Below are 23,313 nucleotides of genomic sequence, written 5' to 3'. Positions count from 1 at the left end.
TCTCTCTTTTTATTTTCGTTTTTCGTCTCTGACTGATTTTTAGAGGTGCCCTATAGATAATATTGTCACAGTGGGTGAAATGCTCATTCCCGATCCAAAATCTATTTTTGACTACAAGCCAGATTCTCAATCTGCCGAAGAGTTCGAGAACTTAGCTGTAGAAGTAATGAAAAAGACAGGTGCTGACTCATGAGTCTCTTATCCGATTCAATTGATATTCACGAGATATCGACAATAGAGCCGCGATCGCATTTCTCGGAACAATTGATCGATCAACTTGCCACTTCTATTTTGGAATCAAATGGAATTATTAATCCCCTAATTCTCAGGAAGAAAACACCCATGAGCTATGAGGTGGTTGAAGGACATTTGGAATATTACGCGGCTGTAAAAGCAAATCAGCTTGATTCTGATTTTGAGGCAATTCGCGCCTTTGTGGTTAAGCCTCAAAATGAGAGTGCCATTTGCGAGCAGGTAAAGTTGTTACGAGCCCCGATCGCTTTGCTAACTCCATCCAAAACAGAACTTCATGAGAATGTTCCACCAGGTAATTCAAATAATTCAGCAATTAATCTGCAAAAGCTAGAGGAGCAAGTTCAGGGAATTCAACAAAAACTAAATGACGATTTTTTCACTTTGAATCAAAAAATTGATTCTCTTTTTGATTTAATCTCTTCCTTGATTGCATCCAACTCAAACAAGATCCCATCTGAACCACAAAAAACTGGCACTTCCACCACCAAAACGAAGAAATCATCTACCAAGAAGGAATCTAGTTCTGCAAAATCAGAAAATTTAAATCAGCCTAGTCCTAGGGAAATAGCAATATTAAATGAAATGAATACGCTTAGTGTGAGAGAGCTTGCACTAAAACTCGATAGAGTTGGAATAAAAGAAAGTATTCGTACAAACATATTTGCTGCGCGGGATCAACATCTATTTGATTCTCTAATTGACTTGCAGAAACGAGTTAAGGGTATTGCTGAAAAGACTTTAGAGAAAATTATTGATAAATGGGCATAAAAGATATCCTCCTAGCGATCGCAACACTAAGAGGATATTGATTAAAATATTGGAATAAACTAAACGTATTATTCGGCAGCAGCAACGGCTTCGGCAATTACAGGCGCTGCAACTACTGCTGGAACATCATCTGGGAGGGCAACATCAACAATCGCTTCTGGATCGAGCTTGATGGTTAGGTAGCGAATGACTTCTTCACCTAAACGCATTACTTTTTCCATTTCTTCGACGGTACGAGGCTCAGCACTATAGTTCATTTGAACGTAAATGCCTTCACGATGCTTTTTGATGTCGTAAGCAAGGCGACGCTTGCCGCGATGTTGAATTGTGATGGGCTCTGCACCATTGTTTTGCAGAATGGTTTGGTACTTGGCGATCGCTGCATCCGTATCCTGATCGTTAAGATCGGGGCGGAGAATGTACATGGTTTCGTATAAACGCTTCATCGGATGATTTTTTCCTTATGGACAATGTGGCTTTTGGCTGCAATTAGCAGGACAAAAACAAGGCTTTGTTATTATAGCTGCTGCGATCGCATTTTGTGGCGATTTGTCCCCGACTCATGCCAAAGAGAAGCTTTCTTAAGCATTTTCGTATTTAAAGCAAGATATTGAAATCGCTTCTGGGCTAGGGGTGACAAGCCATGTAACTATTCGTTGATTTCTACCAAACTGCGATCGAAAAAACAAGAAAAAATTTCACTGTAGAACTGAAGTAAATCATCTTGGGTATACCGTTGCTTGTTGATTAACTCATACATAATTAAATCTACTAAGACCTCAATCCCTTTGCGAGGATAACGCTTCAGAAGTTTGATGCCTGAGTGGACAGATTTATTTTTTAATTTCTTGGTCAGCTCTGTGTTTTTGGGCTGGTAGGAACTATCTACGATTGCGCTTAAGAGCATTACACAGAATTCTATCTTTACCCCTTTGGTCAGACAGGTAGAATTATCCATACACCGAGCAAAGGTCTTTGCCAGTAATGACGTCCCTCTAGCTAGATGGTGAGCGCCAATTTGAATACTTCGTTGGATCGATTTTGGGCTAGATAACATTGTGGTATGCAAATATAACCTCAGGCGATGTGCGATGTCTTCGCTCCCATTGGAGTCGATACTCGGCTACCTGAGAATTTAGTGCGTAATTTTCTAAGATTCCAGAAGTCTTAATTGATAGGCTTTACAAAACTTAAGTTACAAGCCTATCTGCCTGTTACAATCCATGACTGATGGCGCTGGTAGCGAGTAAAGCAGAGATCGTTACGCCGTAGAGTTTGAAGATAAAACCACCAATTTTGTAAACGTTCATTGCCTTGCCCCTTGCTGATTTCTACTAAATCAACTGTATGCGGAAATCAAGGGGTGTAATGTGGCTCATGTCATGCCGATCTGTGATTGCGATCGCACATATATAGCGATCCTTAATTGCTTGTGAATGCGATGTGGGCTTCTAACGCTTGCAGGCAAGATGCCTACGCTACAAATGAATCACACCTTATTTAGAATTGCTATAGCAATCCTATTGGATTTGTGTATTGAGGCAATTCATGAATTGCCTCTACAAGTCTATGCCGAAGAAAGAATCCCTCATGTATGATTTAGGATCGCTAGCAATTACTGAACCTTCAAGAACCCAGATCAAGGATTAATTGCCAATGTGCCTCTGAGACGGGCACAACCGAGAGCCGCGAAATCCTAATCAGATCGAAGCCTTCAAACCGACTATCCTGTTTAATTTGGGCAAGGGTAACTGGTCGTGAGAGCGATCGCACTGCCTTTACATCAACCACTGCCCGTTTGGGTTCATTGAGTTTAGGGTCAGCATAGGGTTGGCTAATCACTTCGGCAATGCCCACTGCTCTGCGTTCCTCACTCGTATGATAAATTAGTGCCAGATCGCCAGGAGCCATCGTGCGAATGTGTTTGAGTGCCAAATTGTTATTTACCCCATCCCAGATCGTCTTGCCGTCTCGCTCTAAATCGGCATAGGAATAAACATCTGGCTCGCTTTTGAGTAACCAATACGCCATGTTAAGTGCTAAGGATATATTGTGGTTTCCATCATATTATGATGATCGAAACAGTAAATGCGAACAACTCATAGCTTCCCCACATGCGTAAAGTTGCCATATTCACAGAAACCTTTTTACCTAAAATTGACGGTATTGTCACCCGCCTTAAATTCACCGTCGAGCAGTTGGTGAAACTGGGGGATGAGGTGTTAATCTTCTCGCCCGATGGTGGTATTCGTGAGTATTGCGGCGCAAAGATTTATGGGGTGTCGGGCTTTCCACTGCCCTTATATCCCGAACTAAAGCTGGCATTGCCTCGCCCTTCGATTGGTCATGCTTTAGAGCAATTTCAGCCCGATATCGTCCATGTGGTAAATCCTGCGGTGTTAGGGTTAGCTGGCTTGTTTTATGCCAAAGCCATGAAATTGCCCTTAATTGCCTCATATCACACCCACTTGCCTCAATATCTTCAGCACTATGGCTTGGGCTTTTTAGAAGGCACGATGTGGGAATTAATCAAAACAGCTCATAATAATGCTGCCTTGAATCTCTGCACCTCCACCGCCATGGTGGAACAACTACGATCGCATGGGGTGGAACGGGTGGATTTATGGCAAAGAGGCGTAGATACGGACAAGTTCCATCCAAGATTTAAAAATGAAGCCATGCGATCGCACCTCAGTCAAGGTCACAATGACGCGACGCTCTTGCTCTATGTGGGGCGATTGTCAGCAGAGAAAGAAATCACACAAATTTTGCCTTTACTCGAAGCAATTCCCAATAGTCGGTTGGCACTGGTTGGCGATGGCCCCTATCGTCAAGAATTAGAACGTATTTTTGCCGATACTCCCACCCACTTTGTCGGTTACCTGCAAGGGGAAGATCTGGCTGCTGCCTTCGCATCAAGTGATGCCTTTATGTTTCCCTCTCGCACGGAGACTTTGGGCTTGGTGCTGTTGGAAGCGATGGCGGCGGGTTGCCCTGTCGTAGCAGCGCGATCGGGGGGCATTCCTGATATCGTCACCGATGGCGTGAATGGGTATTTGTTTGAACCTTCCGCTCCAAATGGGTTGTTAACTGCTACCCAAAAACTATTAACGAATTCTTCAGGGATCGAATATCTGCGACAGAACGCGCGCCAAGAAGCCGAACGATGGGGCTGGCAAGCGGCAACTCGCCAACTGCAAGGCTATTACGATCGCGTGATTGAAATTTGCAAACCCGCACTTGTTAGCTAAGTAGGTTGGAAGTTCTCTCTTAAAATCTTCTCATTTCACTTATATCCCAAAATTTTACCGTTGTATCCGATGATGAGGTAACCATATACTTCCCATCAGGACTGAAGCTTAATCCTATCACCCAATCTTTATGACCTTCTAGCTTATCTAGTTCTCTCCCTTCCAGATTCCATAATCGCACGGTTTTATCTTGAGAGGTCGTAGCCAGAAACTGTCCATCAGGGCTAAATCCGACATTCCTAACAACACTGCGATGACCCTTAAACTGTGCGATCGCTTCGCCATCAAGACTCCAAAGCCTAGCGGTTCCATCGTTAGAGGCAGTAGCAATCAGCTTCCCATCTGGGCTAAAAACCACCTGTCTCACCCAATCGGTATGTCCTTGCAGCTTTTTGACAATACGTCCTTGTAAATCCCAAAGAATTGCCGTGCCATCGGAGGAAGCAGTGGCAATCAGTTTGCCATTGGGACTAAAGCAAGCACTCCAGACTTTCCCTTGATGCCCGTTAAATTCTCTAATTAATTCTCCCTTGAGATTCCACAAACGAGCTGTGCCATCGGAGGAAGCAGTCAATATAGTTTGTCCATCTGGACTAAAATGAACGCTATTGACCCAGTCTTTATGCCCTTTAAATTCAGTCAATAACTGACCCTGCATATCCCAAAGCCTTGCCACTTTATCCTGAGCGCCCGTAATAATTTGCGTACCATCGGGGCTAAAAGCTGCCGCCCAAATAATACTGTCCCCTTGTTTCACTTCTAAGGTCTGTTTTCCACTTTTGTCCCAAATCTTTGTTAACCCTGCCGAAGAGGTAGTCAATAACTTGCTACCATCGGGACTGAAAGCAACGCTCAGCGTGCTCGTGTCATTTGCCTTAAATTCTTGAGCTGCTTTTGCACGAATGTGAATCGATGGGGAAAATTGGGCGATCTGCGTATCCTGATTGGGATTTGTAACGGAATTTGTAAAACTTGGCTGCTGGAAGATAGCTCCAACCAACAATGCCCCCAGAGACAAAATACTTAACGTCATGATAAATAGAAGTAAATAGAACAGATATTCTGAGAATTTGAAAACTTATACATAAACCCTAAGAGAATTTTGCCATTTAAATGATTGCATCGTTGACTTGTAATTTGCCCGAAATGTTTCATTGAGCTTTACAAATCAGGGTCACGAGCAATGAATACTAATTCACTAAGCCTTAAAGAGCTATTGACTTTGAAATACTCTCCCTTTTGAGTAGGGCAATCCAGATAATTTAGCAGCTTGATATGCTTTCAGAAAAAATTAGTCGATCGCAGATTGATAGCATTATAAAGAGATTGTCAAGTAAGCTGTTGCGCTCCATGCTTGAATTGGCGTTCTTCAGTTCAAATAGGTTTGCGCTATGATCTAGAAATAAAAACTTTTTACCAAAAACGATAAAATCACCATGTTGAAATCACTCTGGCGAAGAAACCTTCAGTTTGTTGCTCTGACGTTATTTCTGGCGATCGCAACCTTCACTTTTAGCAGTTCCCTACTGGCGCAAGCTACTTCCTCTCCTGAGGTTGCCAGTCCTGCCTCAGAAGTAGTCGATGCAGATAAAGACAAATCATCTGAATGTCCCGAACAATCGGAAAATGGTACAGCCGCAGCGAAGGAAGACTGTAAAAAAGCGCCTAAGGTTGCTCCCTCAAGTTCTGCTTCTTCTCAGTCTCCCAGTGCCTACGATCGCAACGCCATGAAAAAATACGATCGGGAATTGTATGGCGACTAGATCGCTACTGGATCGCTATAGGGGTGGTGCTGGCAACGGCTTGGCTGGAGCCGAAAGAGGGCTATCACCACCTTTGCCCACCTCAAACTGCGTCATCATATCGTGGTCTTCATGCACGATATTGTGGCAATGCATCATGTACTTACCCTTGTGCGGACCATATTGGGCGATTACCCGTACTGTCTGATTTTCGCCGACTACAAACACATCCTTCCATCCTCTTTCGTAAGACAGTGGTGGCATCCCATTGCGATCGAGCATCTGTAAATCGACGAGATGTACGTGGACGGGATGAATCCATCCGCCTCCAGGATTCACAAAGTTCCAGATCTCCACATCATTTAAGCCCGGGTCGGCATCAACCCGCTTGGGCTCCCATGTTTTGCCGTTGATATACCATTGTCCACCGCCGCGATCGAACCTGAATGTCCTCGTTTTTACTGCGGATGAGATGGGAATAGGCTGAACCAATCTCAGTTTGTCAGGAATAGAACTATCGTCGGTTTCCTGTCGCGTCACCTCAAAGCACATGATCTCAGTGGTTCGGTCATCTGTATCTAAATTACTGAGCAGGATATTGTTCTTTAAAATCACCTTTGTGCCTACTGGATACTTAGAAAAGTCAATGATGAAGCCGTAGCGTTCTGCCATACCAATTCTTAGGGTTTTCGTTCTTACGGGTGCGCTTAACAACCCAGCATCCGAGCCAATTACAATCAAGTCATCGCCTGTGCTCAGCGATAGTTGATAGGTTCGAGAACCACCCCCATTGAGCACGCGGAATCGATATTTACGATTAGCCACCTCCATACGCGGCCAAGGTACGCCATTGACAAGGGAAACATCGCCATAGATTCCTTTTTCTCTATGGTCGTCAAAGATCAACGTGCCATCCTTTGTAAATTTTTTATCCTGAAGGATCAGGGACACTTCGTACTCTCCTTTAGGTAGAGGTAGGTCACGTTCGACATCATCTTCGACGATATACATCCCTGCCAGTCCCATATAGACGTTACGAGATGTATGGTGCACGGCGTGATCGTGATACCAGAGCGTCGAGGCGCGGTTATTGGGATAGTGATAATCTTTGTAATACCCAGGTGGAATTAAGTCGCTCGCATAACCGTCGTACTGCGGCAGCGAAGCCATGCCATGCAAATGAATCGAGGTATCTATATCTAGGTTGTTAATAAAACGAACCACCGACAGCCGATCGCGTTGCTGCCTGATCGTTGGCCCCGGAATAATCCCGTTATAGCTCCAGATATCCGTATGGAGTTCGGGCAAAATCTCTACCTTTGCTTTCTGCATCGCGATCTCGTAATAGTCAGTCGTAGCATCGCTGCGTAAGGGTTTCAACTCGGGTAGCCTTTTAAAGGGAAGTTTGAAGCGATCGATCTGAGGACTAAATTGAGCAAATGCGGCATCCGCAAATCCCAAGGGAAATATCAACGCTCCACTTCCCATCAAACCAAGTTCGATCGCTTTACGTCTAGTAATTTTCATGGTGGGGTTTCCTCTAGCATTGCACCCATTGGTAAATCCATTCGCAATCTAACCAGTAGGAGCAAATTGGTATGGTAAAAACTGTATCTCACTTGCCATAGATCTGACAGTTTGAGTGATAATTATTGACCTTTGCGAATAACCATTTTTGCAAGAATTTAAATCATTAGGGGCTAAAACTAACATTTTTCTTTACTAAAGGCAAAACCGTATTAAGCTTGAGGGAACTTCTGTTAATCTAGTTTGTGTTCGTTCTCTCGTGAAGGGCTTTCATTTTGAGCAATCTGCCTAATTCCATCCCTCAGCCTGCTTGGTGGCAACTCTTAAGTTGGATCGCCGATCCGCTAGGATTTCAGGATACCTACCGCCAGAAATATGGCGATATCTTTACGATGCATTTGAGCGGGCTCGGAGCGTTTGTCCTGATTGGCGATCCAAAAATGATTCAGGAGATTTTCAACCAAGATGCCAAGCAGTTTGATATAGGACGAGGGAACAAAATCGCCGAACCCCTAGTTGGACGATATGCCTTAATGATGATGGAAGGCGATCGCCACCGCCGCGAACGCAAACTATTAATGCCACCCTTTCATGGCGAGAGACTCCAAATCTATTCTCAACAGATCTGCCAACTTACCAAGCAGGTTGCAAGCCAATGGCAAGTTGGTCAACCCTTTATTGCGCGAACTTCCATGCAGAAGATCAGTTTGGCAGTGATTATGCAAATCGTTTTTGGTTTGAGCGAAGGGAAACGCTATCAGCAACTCAGCACCTTACTTGCTGACTGGCTCGACATGATTGATTCTCCTCTCCGTTCTAGTATGCTATTGATGCCATTCTTACAGAAAGACTTGGGGGAATGGAGCCCTTGGGGAAGAATGAAGCAACGACAACGGCAAATTCACGAACTGCTGCTAATAGAGATTGCAGAGAGAAGAGCTCTAGGCGATCGCGGACAGACAGATGTCCTTAGCCTGCTGATGGCGGCGCGGGACGAGCAGGGACAAGCAATGACCGATGAGGAATTGAGAGACGAACTGATGTTCATGCTGTTTGCGGGGCATGAAACCACTGCCACAACTCTCGCTTGGGCTTTCTATCAAATCCATCGCATTGCGGACGTGCGAGAGAAACTGCTAGGCGAACTTGACAGTTTGGGCGAATCTCCCAATCTCATGGAGGTCGTTCAACTTCCTTACCTGTCGGCGGTGTGTCAAGAAACCTTACGAATGTATCCAGTGATTCCGACCCTGTTTGCCCGCATTACCAAATCGCCGATCGCGATCACAGGTCATCAGTTTGATGCAGATACATACTTAATGCCGAGTATCCACCTCGTACACAATCGAGAAGACCTATATCCAGAGCCCAAGCAATTCAGACCCGAACGATTTTTAGAGCGCCAGTATTCGCCATCTGAATATATTCCCTTTGGTGGTGGTAGTCGTCGTTGTTTGGGATATGCCCTAGCCCAGTTAGAAATCAAATTAGTTCTGGCAACGGTTTTAGCCAATTATCAACTTGCCTTGGTCGAAGATCGCCCGATTAAGCCCCAACGCCGAGGATTTACCTTATCTCCTGCTGGAGGCGTGCAGATGGTGATGACTCGAAAAAACGAGTGACTTGCATGTTGTCTTTAGATTCTCTGCTCAATTTCTGCGATCGCTTGCTGAGGGGAAACATCACCATAAATTACTGCCATAATTGCAGGTAGATACCGATCCATCGTCAAAACATTGGTGTATATCAACTGCCTCAATAATGCAAATGTAAGGCGATCGCCATTGACATCTATACTTGTTTTAAAACGGATCTCTCCGTCTAAGAAATCCATTTCAAAGTTTCCCATTAACAAACAATAATTACATCGAGTTATTAACTCTGCGAGGTATTGCTTTCGTTCTTCGGGAACATTAACTGGACAAATAGAATAGAATGCCATACGTTTTCTTTCTTCTAAAACCCAAGCATAGCAACTCCACTGACCATTCTCACCCTGAAACATCGTTCGAAGAACCGTCTCTCCTTCAGTCTGCGCAAAATCCCAATTGTCTTGTTGAAAGAATTCTACTAATATTTCAAACAGCTGTGATGATGGACTGTCTACTTCCTCTTCTTGAGGTAAACCAGTGTCAATTAATTGTTTGATTAAACCTGTTATTTCTGACTGGAAGTCAAATCTGCTGGATTGGGATTTCTTCTGTTTGTTTGATTTTTTAAAGCTTTGGTCAGTTTGGTAAATAGACCCTTTGCCAACTAACTGTTTCATAAAATCGAGCACCTCAGATTGGATTTCACTATTTCCCCCAAAAGATAGATTTGCGAAATTAGTTTTGACTTGCTCTTCAATAAATTGGTTCATAACTTCTGTCATTTGTCCATTCTTAAGAGCTTCTTCGCTCATGTCAGAAGGTTTGATATATGCCCAAATGCTGCGGTAACCATAAATATCAGGCTCTACTCCCTGTGTTACCGATAAGCCCAGCCAATTTTCTGTGAATAAAAAAGGATTACTTGGTTCATTTTGACTTAGATGCTCTAAAAAGCCGCCCAGTTCGTCTACATATGCTACATTTGCAGCTAGTTCAGGAAATAGATCGGGCTGTAAGCTAACTTGAAGAACAATATTTCGATCCAGAGCTAATGTTTTTTGAGGGAAGGGAATCCGAAATTCAGGATTGAGATTGAACAAAGAATCTACGTCTATTCTCTGATAGATTTCTGGGCTAACTTGAAGAGTCAATCGACATTCCAACACTTCATCTTCCTGTCGAGTCAGAGTTAACTCTAGTATTTGCAGGTTGAGAGGAACTTTCTGCGGATCGAGAAAGGTTAGATTACTTTTAATAATGTGAATATCTAGTGTTTCAAAGTCAGACATCAGAAGATTTTCCTTTGGCTTGTAGGTGTCCCCATATTGCTGTCCCTAAAGCTGTGACAAATGTGGGTACAGCAACAATAACAAACTTTGCCCAAAGCACTTGTTTTGTCAGAGCGAGGCTAAGTTCGGAGGCTACTTTGCCACCAAAGATAGTCGGGATATTCGTAGCTGGCACAAAAAAGGCGAATGTAGCAAATAGAGATCCTAATGCTCCCGTCAACAGCATTAATACCAAAGCGTTTGCCCAAGTTATGTAAAGCGATTGAGCTTGAGATTTCAGGTTCAACCAGGTTGCGAATACCAAAGTAATGGGTAAGATAGCTACAAGCGAAAGATAGACATTTGCTGCTGTTGAGGCGATCGCGTCGCTACTCCCTCCAAGGAATATACCGACCCAACCTGCAACTACACCGACGAGTAAGCCAATAAATCCTAAGGCGATCGCTTGATAAAAACCCGATTTTAGAATTTGCACCACGATCAAATTTCCTCAATAATGCCTTAGCGAACTCTCAAGTAGAAATTTCTTAGAATAACTACTAAACTTTTGCTCCAACCTCAGCAGCAATCTTAGCAGTGGCAGTAGCTTGCTGGCTGACATCTTCCTCAGCCTTGATCGAACCGGGAACTTGGGCTTTGGTGATCGATAATTGATTCTTAAGATCTACCATCGGAGCTTTGGCTCCTGTGAGTTCTAGTACGAGGTTAATGAGTTTACTTTTTACCGTTGCTACTACCCGTTTAACTCGTTTAGCAACATTTAAAAACTTGGACTTTAACCAATCTTTAAACCGCGCAAACATACTCTTCTTAGGTGCTTCTTCTTTCTCAACGCCAATTTCCTGTTCGGCTTTGCTAATATCTTGATCGGCTTTTTCTAGCTCGCTTTCTCCTAGTTTCTTAGACTTCCCTTTTGCTTTTATAGTACTATCTGCATCTTTTTCAGCTTCCTCAGCTTGTTTTTTAGCTGTTTCTGCATCCTGAGAAGATTTCGTAACTTCTCCGATCTGAGATGTCACATTAGAATCAGTTTCATTCATTGCTGCTAGTGCATCCGTTTGGTCTGAGACTTCAGTCGAACTAGCACTTTTTGCCTCCCCTGCAAAAGAAGTAACCATAGATGCAGCTTGCTTTATTTCATCAGAACTAGGACCGGAAGGTTTTGAAATCGCTCCAGAACGTTGGCGATTTGTCTGAATAACAGTTGTATCTTGTTTAGGTTGAATTCTTGATGGAGTTATTGTTGGAGTTGTCAGGGGGGTGACAGTAGGAGGAGGAGTAGTTGTAGTTGTGGGTGTAGTAGTTGTAGTAGTTGTAGGTGGTGTAGTTGTGGGTGGTGTAGTTGTGGGTGGTGTTGTTGTGGGAGGAGTTGTGGGTGGTGTTGTTGTGGGAGGAGTTGTGCTTGCTTCTTTTTCATTTCGATCCGAAAGAGAACCTGTAATCGCGCCGCCAATATCACCAGTCGTAGCAAATGGCTGTCCTACTAACGATGAAGTCAAATTGCCAATCGCGTCACCCGACAAAGGACCACTTCCAACGCCTAAACCACCGGAAATTACTCCCAGCAGAGCCCCAAAGGCATCACCACCATCCTTCCAAAGTTTGGCTTTGAGTTTGGCTTTATCGGCGGGGTCACCTGTTGCATTGTCAAATTTTGCTAGTCGAACGACGTTACTGCCAATTAGAACGAGTTTGAGGGCTAAAACAACTGCTGCCATTGACAGTCCCACTATTCCAGCGACACTGGAAATTGCTAGTAAAGCAGCTCCTGCACCCATAGCCGAAGTTAAAATTGCACCCGCGATACCTGTTACTATGGCGATTACGCCTGCGATCGCACCTATGTTTTTGCAAGTAAGAGCAATTCCATCTAGAACTTGCATTACTCTTCCCAGTGCACCTTCACCAAATTTTGCCTCTTTATCTTCAGGTTTGGCGATGGTTTTATAGTCTTCTATCCATTTTGCCCAAAAGCGTGGGTTAATAGGAGCTGCCAAAGCATTGAACAATCCCTCTCCAACACCTAAAACACCTTTTGCAACTGGATTAGAAGGATCTGATGCGATTTTTTCGTTGCCACCTCCTTCGCCAAAGTAACCATCTCTTTGGATAACATCCGCCACTGGCTTAGCTACAAGTGGTTTTGCCTGAACGGAGCGATCGCTCGTAGTGAGCTTTCCGGTTTGCTGATTAACTAGAGATGCTGGATGTTCTTTTAAAGATTTTGGCTGTATGTTAGTTCGCTTCGTTTGCAGATTGACTCTTACAGGACTTACTTCAGGAGATAAAATGTCCCCAGACAGTTTTTTGGGCTTGAGTTGGATTGCGGGAGTTGAAGAGTTTGCTGTAGGTTCTATTTGGGTTTCCCAAGCTTTTTGAGGCTCTTGCTTGTTTAAGAGATCGATCTTACGAGCAATGCTCAATTCGTTTGAAGTGTCACCACCAATGCCCATTCTCTTTAATTGAGCGGCACGAAACTGCTCTCGTTGAATAGGGGTGATAAATGGTTTCATCTGTAGAGGCTCCTCTTCTTCCTCTACTTGGCGATTGACGATCGCGTTATTCTGAGAGACTTCTCCACCACCAACACTCTTTCTTTTTAAGTAAGCAGTGCGAAATTGCTCTCGTTGAATAGGGTTGACACAGGGCTTCATTTGCAGAGGATCCTCTTCTTCCTCAGTTTGTCGCTGTGCGATCGCATTATTCTGATTATTTTGAGGTGCATTCATTTGGCTAACAACTTGCTCGGCAACCCTATCAGCTTCTTGCTCGTACTGGTCGTTTGGTTCGCCGATCGCTAATTTTGCCTGAAGCGCTTTTGCCTGTAATGCCGCATGCAACTTTAGCTGGTTAGGAATCTTTGGAGTCTCTGGATTTTGTGAGACAGGGGAAAAAGAAATATTGGCTAATTTGTGACCTAATTCATCAGTTCTATCTATATCTGAATCTGATTCAAATTTTTCCGCAGTTTGCCCATGGGTAGCATTTGGGTTTAACTGCGTCTGAACAGCAAAGGGTCGAGTTTGAAACTGTGCCTGCAAAGGCTGCGACTGTTTTGGTGCGAGAGTTTCGACCTTTTTTGAAGTGAGAGTTTTTTGTCGCCTCATACCTGTAAGCCATCAATAATTTACAGTAAACAGCCAATCTAGCTATAGCAATCCTAAATCACTTGTGAGGTATGGGTATCGATACTTCAGCAGGCTCAGCACGTCGTTCCGCTCAACCTACGGAAGGTTGAACTCAGGTCAGTGAGCTAAGTCAAACTGAGTTGTAGCGCATTACTTAAATACAAATCAAATAGGATTGTTATAACTATTAAAGCGCAATACATTTAAACTTCATATAGGCTAAATGTTAAGTTCTAAACTTTAGCGATCGCAATTTCCTTTACTTAACTTTGCAATTACTTCCCAACTTTATTTCTATGGGACTGAGTTTTATGCATCGAGCAATGAATCGCCTAAAATAAACGAATGTAGATTAAATTTTTTAGGAGCCAAAACGAGTGCTGGACTCAAAACAGATCGATCGCGCTGGGACAAATTCTTCAAAACCTATTGCCGAGCAAAGTTTGTCTGCGTTTAGCCAACCTAAAACCAGCGATCTCCATGTGGTGGAGACGCGTCCGTTACTGGCTCCTGTCGCGATTAAAACCGAGTTGCCCCTAACCAAATCCGTAGCGAATGTGGTGGCTAGCGCCCGCGATCGCATTCGGCATATTTTGAATGGGGAAGACAATCGCCTTTTGGTGATCGTCGGGCCTTGCTCGATTCACGATGTTAAAGCGGCGCGGGAGTATGCTGAGAAACTAGCGCAATTGCGGGCAGAATTAGACGATGCCTTGGAAATCGTGATGCGGGTTTACTTTGAAAAACCTCGCACGACCGTAGGTTGGAAAGGGCTGATTAACGATCCCCATCTCGATGGCAGTTTCGATATCAACATGGGAATTCGCCTTGCCCGTCAACTGCTGATCGATGTGGCTGAATTGGGACTGCCTGCGGCGACTGAACTGTTAGATCCGATTATTCCCCAGTACATTGCCGATGTAATTTCTTGGACAGCGATTGGGGCAAGAACGACAGAAAGTCAAACCCACCGCGAGATGGCATCGGGACTGTCGATGCCTGTAGGGTTCAAAAATGGTACGGATGGCAGTATCGACGTAGCAGTAAACGCCATGCTTTCGGCCCATCAATGTCATCGTTTTCTCGGCATTAACCATGAGGGCATTGCCAGTATTGTCACTACCACGGGAAATCCTGACGGGCACTTGGTCTTACGCGGCGGTAAGCAAGGCCCCAACTATGATGGCGTACATGTGGAAGCGATCGCCCATCGGTTGATGGCACGAAAGATTACGCCTTACATGATGGTCGATTGCAGCCATGATAATAGCGGTCAAGATTACAAGCGCCAACCTGATGTGCTCCAAGACATTTGCAAACAAGTGCAGGCTGGCTCCCAGTATATTGTGGGCGTGATGCTTGAAAGTCATTTGGTTGCTGGCAAGCAGTCCATCCCTAAAGATAAGTCCCTACTGGTTTACGGTCAGAGCGTTACCGATGGCTGTGTAGACTTTGCCACCACTGCGGAAATGCTGCGATTGCTGGGTAACGCCGTCAGAACCAGTCGATTGAAATAGTTGAAATAAAAGAGAAGGGGTAATTCATGAATTACCCCTTTGCCTCTAACTACATCTAACTGCATCTAACTGCGGCGTTTGGTCACTTGATCGGCACTATCGAGGATCTTTGAGGAGATCGATGCACCTGTGAGCATGACATCAACTTGGCTAGGGCGTTTTTCTAATGCCTCAAGCAGTTCTGTTTCAGTGAAAAGCGATCGCTCGATTGCCAAACCAATTTCATCTAAGACAACTAACCCATAGTTACCCGTTTGAATCGCGGTTTTGGCATATTGCCAGAGTTCCATCACAGCCTCAACTTCAGCTTCCGTCAGTTCGCGTTCTAAATCGTCAATGTTGCGATCGACATTGCAGCGCAGCCACTCTAGGTTTTCTCCGAGGCGGCGAGGATTGGCTACGCCTTGATTAATTCCACCTTGAAAAAATTGGATCACGAGTACGGATGTTCCTTGCCCCGCAATTCGGAGGGCTTGGGCGATCACATCGGCATACAAACTGCGATTTGGGGCAATAAATACTTGAATGGTTCCTTTAGGAGGGGTTACAGTCAGGGGCACGGTGGGCTGTTTTTCCTGTTTACAATTTTTTTGAGGGCGATCGGTTGAGACTGCTTTCGTGGCGTTCACTTGAGTGGTTTTGATTTGGGCAACCATATAAATCTAGTGTTTCAAGTAGTTTGTGCATCATACCAGACACTAGATATAGATCAAGCTGTTCGTTATAAATTAACGCGATCGCAGGAATGTAAAAGTTCATGGCTACAAATCATGGGCATTATAGCGGTTAACAATTGGCTATTCACTATGAGCTTTTTTGAAAGATCCTAATTGCGTACACCGAATTCAAATCTTAAATCTGTCGCAAAATTAAACCCTATCAATGTGGGGGAATCGCTATATAGACTACGATAAAATGTAAAGCCAAAATGCAAAAATCAGACATAAGTAACACTTCTGATTTTATCTTCTACCCCCCAATCTTAATTCAGCAAAATATGAGCCAACAGCCCGTTAATCAGCCTTGGAGTCAGCGTTTTGAGACTGCACTAAACCCTGCGATCGCTCGTTTTAATGCCAGCATTGGGTTTGATATTCACTTAATTGAGTACGATCTAACGGGTTCGCAGGCCCATGCCCAAATGTTGGCGAAGGTGGGCATCATCAGCGCCGAAGAGGGGGAGCAACTGGTCAAGGGACTAGAGCAAATTCGTCAGGAATATCGGGATGGCTATTTTACGCCAGGACTAGAAGCAGAGGATGTACATTTTGCGGTCGAACGCCGCTTGACGGAATTAATTGGAGATACGGGGAAGAAACTACACACAGCGCGATCGCGGAACGATCAAGTTGCCACCGATGTCCGCTTGTACCTGCGCGATCAAATCCAAAAAATTCAAGCCGATCTGCGTGTTTGGCAAGCTACCCTTGTCGCGAAGGCAGAGCAACATATCGACACGATGATTCCGGGCTATACCCATTTACAGAGGGCGCAACCGGTCTGTTTGGCGCACCACCTGTTGGCATATTTTGAGATGGCACAACGCGATTGGCAACGCCTCACGGAAGTTTACAGTCGGGTAAATATCTGTCCTTTAGGTTCTGGAGCTTTGGCAGGGACTCCTTTTCCAATCGATCGCCACTATTCAGCCGCGTTACTAGAGTTTAGCGCTCCAGGCAATAACAGCCTCGACGGTGTATCCGACCGAGATTTTGCCGTGGAATTTCTCTGCGCCGCCAGTTTGATTATGGTGCATCTCAGTCGGCTTTCAGAAGAGGTAATTCTTTGGTCGTCGCAAGAGTTTAGCTTTGTCAGCCTCAGCGATCGTGTCAGTACGGGTTCCAGCATCATGCCCCAAAAGAAAAATCCCGATGTTCCCGAATTGGTAAGAGGAAAAACGGGACGGGTGTTCGGACATCTCCAAGCCATGCTCACGTTGCTCAAGGGACTTCCCCTTGCCTACAACAAAGATATGCAAGAAGACAAGGAAGCGATCTTTGATGCGGTGATCACCGTGCGCTCCTGTTTAGAAGCGATGACTGTCCTAATCGCTGAAGGGATTGAATTTCAACCGACGCGTTTAACCTCAGCCGTTGCGGAAGACTTCTCAAATGCCACGGACGTAGCTGACTATCTTGCTGCTAAGGGTGTGCCTTTCCGCGAAGCCTATAACTTGGTAGGAAAACTGGTAAAAACCTGCACGAGCGAAGGAATTTTGCTGAAGGATCTATCCCTAGAACGCTGGAAATCTTTCCATCCCAAATTTGAGGATGATATTTTTGCCGCGATCGCGCCAACTCAAGTTGTCGCAGTGCGTAACAGCTATGGCGGCACGGGCTTCGATCAAGTACGCCTTCAATTAGAAGCCGCCAAAAAAGCCTTACAGTCCTAGAGGTCAGGCGAATCAGCGGAAATATCCCGATCGATAATGTAGGATACAACTTGGGCTTTAGCTAGTTCTCGCACGAGTCTCTGGGCTTGCAGTTTATGCAGAGGGAACATCAAGGGTTTGGGTAAATTCTCCATGAGTTCTCTCGCCTCGCTCATAGGGGCATCTGTCACCCGCACGATGACATTTGCCCCTTCAAATATGGCATCCTTTGTCAAGGCTTTTTCAATATAGATAGACCAAGTTGGAGCAGCGATCGCACCCAATTCCACAGCCTGTAAACCTTTAATCGTAGCTAATACCACGAGGCGATCGCCGACATTCAACCTCGTATCATCGGAAGGCATAAACTTAGAAGTTTTTTGAGGTTCTTGGTGCAAAATGGGAACCACCCCATAGCCATAGGCAACTTCCGCCAAAATCAAACCATTCAGCGTATCTCCCGCTTGGATAAGATACTCTGTAACTAAAATCGTTTGATTGTTCAACCGAAACAAACTAATCACGTTTTCGCCATAGGCAGCAGCAGCAAAAGCCTCTGCGGATATGGCATTCGCACAGAGAACATCGGCATAGGGCAACAGTTTTGACAAATTATCCGTGAAACTTTGATCGAAGGTACGAATCACCAAATAGCTATCAGGATTTGCCACATGGGTCATCATCGCAACTTCCAAATTGATCATTTCATCATCGGTAACGACGACTAAGCTTTTTGCCTGAGCCAAATTTGCCTTGGTTAAAGCGTGATTGATATCGCCCACAATCAGGGGCATTTTCGGTAGTATGCTTGGAGCAATTTCGGAATTTGCGATCGCGACAAAAGGCTGATTGAATTCCTGCAAAAGTGCTGCAACTCTCTGCCCAACTCTGCCTAACCCAATCAGAACCACATGCCCCTGCTCTGGAATCGGCGGACGCCGGGATAAAAATTGGAATCTGGCGCTCAACATACTCTCTGTCAATAAGCCGTAAAGCAAACCTAAAAGTGCAGTGCCAATCACAGTTAAAGAGAGTGCAAAAAATCGCAGCCAAGTTGGAGCAGGGTCGTTATTCGTCACGCCTCCAAACATATCGCCATAGCCACTCAACAGCAACGAAGATGCCGTGAAAAAAGACTGCGTAAATGTGATGTCGGGGTAAAAGAGTAGGAATAGGGTAGTTCCCAAGACAACCAAGACTACGACAACGATCGCACAGAGCGTCGCAACTAAACGGGTTTGATTTTCTGCTGTCCATTGCCAATATTTCGCAAACTTTTCCCTCAGATTTTGCCAAAGCAGACCTCGAACTACCTCGGACAGGAATTGCGTTAAATCTTTTTGCTTATTCTTCTCTACACTCGCGTTCGCAACATCTGCAATTTCGATATAGGTTAACCTATCCTCTGCTTTAACTCTTGCTTCTGGTTCCCATTGATAGAAGGGATTTTCAAAATTCTCCGTTCTTGGTTCGGGCAGGCGATCGCATGGCAGATATTCGAGAATTCGGCGATGGCGATTGTTAAATTCATGGACTAAGCGAAGTTCGTGTAGATTTTTTTGCTGCACGACGCGCATGAGTTGACCATCTAGGGTAAAAAAGCCCAAGATTTCTTCGCTCAAAGCCGCTAGGGCAAATGCTGTTGCTGGGAGCTGGGTGGGCTCAAATGCTACAAAATTGCCTAAATGTTGACCCAATAGATCGTTTAAATTTTGCTTTGCCGATCGCACCACCAAACGAATCTCAGGATTTAGCAATCGCGCTGCAAAAGCAGTTTCTATATTCACTTTTTCATTACTGGTGACCAGCAAGATCGCACGACATTGACGCACACCTGCTTGTTCCAAAACACGAGTCTGACGGCAATCACCCATAAACAAATTTTCTAAAAGACTCGGTAACTCTGAGATTTCCCAACCTGTGGGCTGAACTTGCTCGATCGCGCTGACCACCGATCCAAACTCTTTTAAGGCTTTGACGCAGTTTTGACCTAAACTACCCAGCCCACAAACTAAAACACGATTTGGTTCAACTTTATTTTCTGGTTCTGTAGATTCGAGCATAGGTTTAGGGCGACGATTTGCTACAGCAATCGCGGTTTTGCTTCAGGAACCGCACGCGAATTACTAAAACTAAATATATAGTATTGTTATTACATATCGTACTAACGTTATGACTGCAAAAACTTATCCACTCACGCCTGCAAAAATTGGCAACGCCTCTGGTTTTAGGTTGCCTGCCTCGTTTTATCGAGATCATCCACAGTTTGTCAATGCTGCGGGATGGGTTGAAATGCTGTCAGATGATACCTTGTTGGTTAAGTTAGAACCTAACCAAGTAAATCTCGATGAAGAAGACGAGCAAGAACTCATGCTGAGTTTATTTTTGGACTTTATCACCAAAGATGCTTTACAAACCCCCTCAAATTTAGAACCCTATACAGAGGCAATGGCTCAAGCGGATGACGAACTCTTAGCAGGCGTAGTCATCGACTCATGAGCGTTTTGATCCGCAATGGTTGGGAAATTTATTTCCATCGCCAACTCTTTGGCAAACAGCGGCGAGACCTGCGATCGCAAGTCCAAGAACTTAAAACCAAACTATCCCCTGATGAATTTGTCATTCATCCTCAAGTCCGACTACTGGCAGCGGTCATGAAAGGGATCAAAGAAAAGATCGTCCTCGATCCCTTTGCATCGCACTTTGCTCTTAAAGGAGCGTTAAAACGCTACGGACGCTTAAAGAAAATGGGTTTGCCAGATCGTTATCGTCTCTTTTTTCGAGCCTTTGAAGCCGAAGGTCGTAAAGTTCTAATTATCCTGTGGCTGGGCTATCCACGCAAAGCAGGCGATAAAAATGATTGCTATGAAGTTTTCTCACGCATGGTTCGCAATGGCGATTTTCCAGAAACTTTAGAAAAATTGATATTGGAAGTAGAATGAATTTAGAAATCAACTTTGAAAGCCTAAAAACATTGGCAGCTTTTGGTGGCTTCCTATCGCTACTAGTTCAAATTTACGATAAGTTTATAGCGAAGCCAAGGCTAGACGTAGAGGTAGAGTATAGCGGGCTTATTTCTAAAGCGGGTACTATTAACTTCAAGATTGATGTTAGCTTAGTAGCACTCGTCGGAGATGTTTCAATTAAAGAAGTCTATATTTTCAATGCTATAAAAGAAGAGTATTGTTTCTGGAAAAGACGAGTTTGGTACAGAGAACTTCCTTTTACGGAATTGAGGTATCGGGAAGAAGCGTCAGGCGATTGGCATATAAAGTACAAATCCTCCACCCAAAAAATACGCTTAGATAAAGCAGTAAAAGGACAGATGTTATTTTAGGGCACCTCTATTAATTGGCTTATTCTCAATAAAAAGAACCTGAAAGCCTTGATGCTTCGTCTGTATTCTCAATTATTTTGAATTTTTAGAGGTGCCCTTTATACGGGTGATATCGCAAAGCATACATGGGATAAATTAAAAGAAAATTTCACTAACAGATGGAGAAGTGTCAATGTGGATAATTTTGAAGAAAATATTCGAGGATTCAAGATAACTAAGTACTCAAGACACCTATTTACATTTGTAGGGGAACTCACTCTACCTCAAGATTTTCATGCAGAAGATTTACCAAACTCAGGCTGGTATATATGTTTTGACTATGGATTGGGCAAAGTTGAGAAAAAAGTCTTTGATAGTAGTATTCGGCTTGGAAGACCTTAATCTCTAAGCAATACTCTCTGTGCCTTGCAGGAAAATTGTGTACTTTATACAGTTATGGTTACTACCGTAGGTTTCTTATACCAATTTAAAGACCGAGGGTAACAAATCTAGCATGTTGATAAGAATTACAGTGTCTTGCATTTTCTATCCGTTGCTATCCCCAATTAAATTGGTATTAGCTTAGGTCGTAAGGTATATGCCCACATTAGGTTTTAGATTTCTATCTGTGATGCTTTTGAAGCTAATTTGCTGTAAGAGAAATTGGTGTTGGGAATTAGGGCTTCTGCAATATGCTTTCTAAACTCGGCACATCTAGCCACTTCCTCTGTTGGTGCGATTGATGGGTTAAGTCCATTAAAAGCTGGGAATAGACTCCTTCGCGCAAACTGGGAAGCATAGGAACCTCCGTGCGAATTGCATGGACAAAGCGATCGCAGACAGCGATAAAGGGAGCTAACCTACCATCGGGATAGGTTTGCGGTAACTGATATTCCGACGGAATGGGCATTACTTCCATTTCCATCTTACCCACTTCCGCCTGTTGCACCTGAAAGCCATGCACGTAATCAGATTTATTGCCACTGCCCAAGACCAAGGTGGCGCGATCGCCATAGACCGTCACCCAATGCCCACTGCCCTGATAGGAAACTGTACTGATGCAAATATTGCAGGGTGTTCCATCTTCAAGCTCCAATAAAATATTACAGGTGTCATCGGCATCGACTGGACGCATCGTTCCATCTGAATGTGGGCGTTCGGGAATCGCCGTACTGAGCTGCCCGCACAAACGCTTCACAGAACCAAACAACCAATTAACATAGTCGAAAGTGTGAGAACCTAACGATCCTAAAGCTCCACCACCACAGGTCTTTTGGCTATACCAATTCCACGCCCGTTTTGGATCGGCTCTTCCCTGAACGATCCAATCGATCGTAATCAATCGTTTTTTACCAACAAAGTTCCGATCGAGCAAGTGCTTGAAATAACGCCACTCGGGCACAAATCGAAATTCAAAGTCCATGGCTACTAAAACTTTACGCTCTACTGCCAGATGATAGAGCGCGAGTGCTTCTGCCACATTCAACGTCGTTGGTTTCTCTAGCAGAATATGTTTACCTGCGGCGATCGCCGCTTTGGCAGCGATGTAATGTAAAAACGGGGGGGTGGAAATGGTTACGGCCTCCACTTTAGGAATGGAAAAAAGATCTTCTAAGCGATCGCAAGCATAGGGGATTTGGAACTTCTCGGCTACTTGATTTGCCTTGGCAATGTCACGATGATAAACAGCAACAACCTCTGTATGTGGATGCTCTCTCAGACCTGGTATATGCACGATCTGCCCAAATCCTGTGCCAATTACCCCAACTCCAACTGCCTTCACAATATAAATTCCTTTTCTCTGAAGTTCTTAATTTAGTCCTTACTTGAATCTTTGCGAAAATCTTCTCTAAAACTCAATACCTGCTTGCGCTCTCACACCCTGCTCGCGAAAAGGATGTTTGACCAGTTTCATTTCTGTGACTAGATCGGCAACGGCAAGTAGCTCAGGGGGGGCGCCCCGTCCAGTTAAAATCACATGAGAATCTTCGGGCTTTTCTGCTAATCCAGCTAAAACGCGATCAACACTAAGATAACCTAACTTGAGCGCAATATTAATTTCATCCAGCAGCACTAATTTAATTTCAGGATTTTTGATGAATTCTAGAGCCGATGTCCATGCCTCCTCAGCTTTGGCAATATCGCGATCGCGGTCTTGGGTCTCCCAAGTAAAGCCCTCACCCATCGCTAAAAAGGTAATCTGGTCGCCCCAGTGTTGAAATGCTGCTTTTTCGGCGGGTTCCCATGCCCCCTTGATAAATTGCACGATCGCAACTTTATAGCCATGCCCGAGCGATCGTAAAACCATGCCTAAAGCCGCAGTGGTTTTACCTTTCCCCTCCCCCGTGTTAACGATCGTGAGTCCCTTTTCTAGCTGTCGCTCTGCGAGTCGTTCGCGTTGCACCTCTTGACGGCGCTGCATTTTTTGACGATGTTGCTCGGCAGTAATTTCTGACATGATGGCTGCGTTACCTAGTCGCTTGGATATAGCTTAGATACATAACAATACTTCGGACAAAATTAGTAAGCAATAGCGCCGTAGGAGCAAAGATCTAGG

General features: G+C 44.5%; 23 protein-coding genes. 11 read left to right on the top strand and 12 right to left on the bottom strand.

The genetic code is table 11. The features are described 5' to 3' along the window. Positions 1-70: 70 nt before the first annotated feature. Positions 71-193: a hypothetical protein gene (locus V2H45_RS17805; protein WP_330485014.1), complete on the top strand. Its 123-nt coding sequence runs from the start codon at positions 71-73 to the stop codon at positions 191-193. Next, positions 190-1,023: a ParB N-terminal domain-containing protein gene (locus tag V2H45_RS17800; protein ID WP_330485013.1), complete on the top strand. Its 834-nt coding sequence runs from the start codon at positions 190-192 to the stop codon at positions 1,021-1,023. The genes V2H45_RS17805 and V2H45_RS17800 overlap by 4 nt, the downstream gene beginning before the upstream one ends. Before the next feature lie 68 nt (positions 1,024-1,091). On the opposite strand, the gene rpsF is transcribed toward V2H45_RS17800, so the two are convergent. The 3 genes from rpsF to V2H45_RS17785 form a co-directional block, all read right to left on the bottom strand. Further along, positions 1,092-1,469: a 30S ribosomal protein S6 gene (gene rpsF, locus V2H45_RS17795; RefSeq protein ID WP_330485012.1), complete on the bottom strand. Its 378-nt coding sequence runs from the start codon at positions 1,467-1,469 to the stop codon at positions 1,092-1,094. A gap of 203 nt (positions 1,470-1,672) precedes the next feature. Then, positions 1,673-1,981 carry a hypothetical protein gene (locus V2H45_RS17790; RefSeq protein ID WP_330485011.1) on the bottom strand — a complete coding sequence of 103 codons (309 nt, stop codon included), beginning with the start codon at positions 1,979-1,981 and terminating at the stop codon, positions 1,673-1,675. A gap of 668 nt (positions 1,982-2,649) precedes the next feature. Next, positions 2,650-3,054, bottom strand: coding sequence for an EVE domain-containing protein (locus tag V2H45_RS17785; RefSeq protein WP_330485010.1), 405 nt, complete (start codon positions 3,052-3,054; stop codon positions 2,650-2,652). Positions 3,055-3,137: 83 nt separating this feature from the next. Between V2H45_RS17785 and V2H45_RS17780 the strand changes: the two genes are divergently transcribed. Further along, positions 3,138-4,274, top strand: coding sequence for a glycosyltransferase (locus V2H45_RS17780; protein ID WP_330485009.1), 1,137 nt, complete (start codon positions 3,138-3,140; stop codon positions 4,272-4,274). Positions 4,275-4,293: 19 nt separating this feature from the next. On the opposite strand, the gene V2H45_RS17775 is transcribed toward V2H45_RS17780, so the two are convergent. Then, positions 4,294-5,307, bottom strand: coding sequence for a WD40 repeat domain-containing protein (locus V2H45_RS17775; RefSeq protein ID WP_330485008.1), 1,014 nt, complete (start codon positions 5,305-5,307; stop codon positions 4,294-4,296). 403 nt (positions 5,308-5,710) lie between these two features. Here V2H45_RS17775 and V2H45_RS17770 point away from each other — a divergent pair, with 403 nt between their 5' ends. Beyond that, positions 5,711-6,037 (top strand): hypothetical protein, encoded by a 327-nt coding sequence (locus V2H45_RS17770; protein ID WP_330485007.1) that lies wholly within the window; start codon positions 5,711-5,713, stop codon positions 6,035-6,037. A 15-nt stretch (positions 6,038-6,052) separates the two neighbouring features. Here the strand turns inward: V2H45_RS17770 and V2H45_RS17765 are convergent, their stop codons facing one another. After that, the gene (locus V2H45_RS17765) at positions 6,053-7,543 is read right to left on the bottom strand and encodes a multicopper oxidase family protein (protein WP_330485006.1); all 1,491 of its coding nucleotides are present in this window, start codon (positions 7,541-7,543) and stop codon (positions 6,053-6,055) included. Between the two features lie 272 nt (positions 7,544-7,815). On the opposite strand from V2H45_RS17765, the gene V2H45_RS17760 reads away from it, so the two are divergent. Then, the gene (locus V2H45_RS17760; protein WP_408648820.1) at positions 7,816-9,165 is read left to right on the top strand and encodes a cytochrome P450; all 1,350 of its coding nucleotides are present in this window, start codon (positions 7,816-7,818) and stop codon (positions 9,163-9,165) included. 14 nt (positions 9,166-9,179) lie between these two features. Here the strand turns inward: V2H45_RS17760 and V2H45_RS17755 are convergent, their stop codons facing one another. The 3 genes from V2H45_RS17755 to V2H45_RS17745 form a co-directional block, all read right to left on the bottom strand. Continuing rightward, positions 9,180-10,424 (bottom strand): type III secretion system chaperone family protein, encoded by a 1,245-nt coding sequence (locus V2H45_RS17755; RefSeq protein ID WP_330485004.1) that lies wholly within the window; start codon positions 10,422-10,424, stop codon positions 9,180-9,182. After that, on the bottom strand, positions 10,417-10,902 hold the full coding sequence (locus V2H45_RS17750; protein ID WP_330485003.1) for a hypothetical protein: 486 nt from the start codon (positions 10,900-10,902) through the stop codon (positions 10,417-10,419). Before V2H45_RS17750 ends, V2H45_RS17755 begins: the two co-directional genes overlap by 8 nt. A 61-nt stretch (positions 10,903-10,963) precedes the next feature. Further along, complete coding sequence (locus tag V2H45_RS17745) at positions 10,964-13,531, bottom strand: hypothetical protein (RefSeq protein ID WP_330485002.1); 2,568 nt, start codon at positions 13,529-13,531, stop codon at positions 10,964-10,966. Between the two features lie 464 nt (positions 13,532-13,995). Between V2H45_RS17745 and V2H45_RS17740 the strand changes: the two genes are divergently transcribed. Next, on the top strand, positions 13,996-15,069 hold the full coding sequence (locus V2H45_RS17740; RefSeq protein WP_408648819.1) for a 3-deoxy-7-phosphoheptulonate synthase: 1,074 nt from the start codon (positions 13,996-13,998) through the stop codon (positions 15,067-15,069). Between the two features lie 65 nt (positions 15,070-15,134). On the opposite strand, the gene V2H45_RS17735 is transcribed toward V2H45_RS17740, so the two are convergent. Then, positions 15,135-15,725 (bottom strand): cob(I)yrinic acid a,c-diamide adenosyltransferase, encoded by a 591-nt coding sequence (locus tag V2H45_RS17735; protein ID WP_330485000.1) that lies wholly within the window; start codon positions 15,723-15,725, stop codon positions 15,135-15,137. Between the two features lie 341 nt (positions 15,726-16,066). On the opposite strand from V2H45_RS17735, the gene argH reads away from it, so the two are divergent. After that, a complete protein-coding gene (gene argH / locus V2H45_RS17730; RefSeq protein WP_330484999.1) occupies positions 16,067-17,461 on the top strand; it encodes an argininosuccinate lyase in 1,395 nt (464 codons plus the stop codon). Here argH and V2H45_RS17725 read toward each other — a convergent pair. After that, positions 17,458-19,503, bottom strand: coding sequence for an NAD-binding protein (locus tag V2H45_RS17725; protein ID WP_330484998.1), 2,046 nt, complete (start codon positions 19,501-19,503; stop codon positions 17,458-17,460). The two genes, argH and V2H45_RS17725, sit on opposite strands and share 4 nt — an antisense overlap. Positions 19,504-19,612: 109 nt before the next feature. Here V2H45_RS17725 and V2H45_RS17720 point away from each other — a divergent pair, with 109 nt between their 5' ends. From V2H45_RS17720 to V2H45_RS17705, 4 genes are all read left to right on the top strand, one after another. Further along, positions 19,613-19,939 carry a hypothetical protein gene (locus tag V2H45_RS17720; RefSeq protein WP_330484997.1) on the top strand — a complete coding sequence of 109 codons (327 nt, stop codon included), beginning with the start codon at positions 19,613-19,615 and terminating at the stop codon, positions 19,937-19,939. Positions 19,940-19,944: 5 nt separating this feature from the next. Beyond that, positions 19,945-20,382 carry a type II toxin-antitoxin system YhaV family toxin gene (locus V2H45_RS17715; RefSeq protein ID WP_408648818.1) on the top strand — a complete coding sequence of 146 codons (438 nt, stop codon included), beginning with the start codon at positions 19,945-19,947 and terminating at the stop codon, positions 20,380-20,382. Next, on the top strand, positions 20,379-20,777 hold the full coding sequence (locus V2H45_RS17710) for a hypothetical protein (RefSeq protein ID WP_330484995.1): 399 nt from the start codon (positions 20,379-20,381) through the stop codon (positions 20,775-20,777). The genes V2H45_RS17715 and V2H45_RS17710 overlap by 4 nt, the downstream gene beginning before the upstream one ends. A 174-nt stretch (positions 20,778-20,951) precedes the next feature. Further along, the gene (locus tag V2H45_RS17705; RefSeq protein ID WP_330484994.1) at positions 20,952-21,158 is read left to right on the top strand and encodes a hypothetical protein; all 207 of its coding nucleotides are present in this window, start codon (positions 20,952-20,954) and stop codon (positions 21,156-21,158) included. A gap of 274 nt (positions 21,159-21,432) precedes the next feature. Here V2H45_RS17705 and V2H45_RS17700 read toward each other — a convergent pair whose 3' ends face one another. Beyond that, on the bottom strand, positions 21,433-22,539 hold the full coding sequence (locus tag V2H45_RS17700; RefSeq protein ID WP_330484993.1) for a Gfo/Idh/MocA family protein: 1,107 nt from the start codon (positions 22,537-22,539) through the stop codon (positions 21,433-21,435). Between the two features lie 66 nt (positions 22,540-22,605). Beyond that, positions 22,606-23,214: a cob(I)yrinic acid a,c-diamide adenosyltransferase gene (gene cobO / locus V2H45_RS17695; RefSeq protein ID WP_330484992.1), complete on the bottom strand. Its 609-nt coding sequence runs from the start codon at positions 23,212-23,214 to the stop codon at positions 22,606-22,608. Positions 23,215-23,313: the final 99 nt, after the last annotated feature.

Origin of the sequence: Tumidithrix elongata BACA0141, assembly GCF_036349135.1 — a bacterium.
Classification (GTDB): Bacteria; Cyanobacteriota; Cyanobacteriia; order Pseudanabaenales; family Pseudanabaenaceae; genus Tumidithrix; species Tumidithrix elongata.
This window is presented reverse-complemented; position numbering and strand designations above follow the sequence as displayed.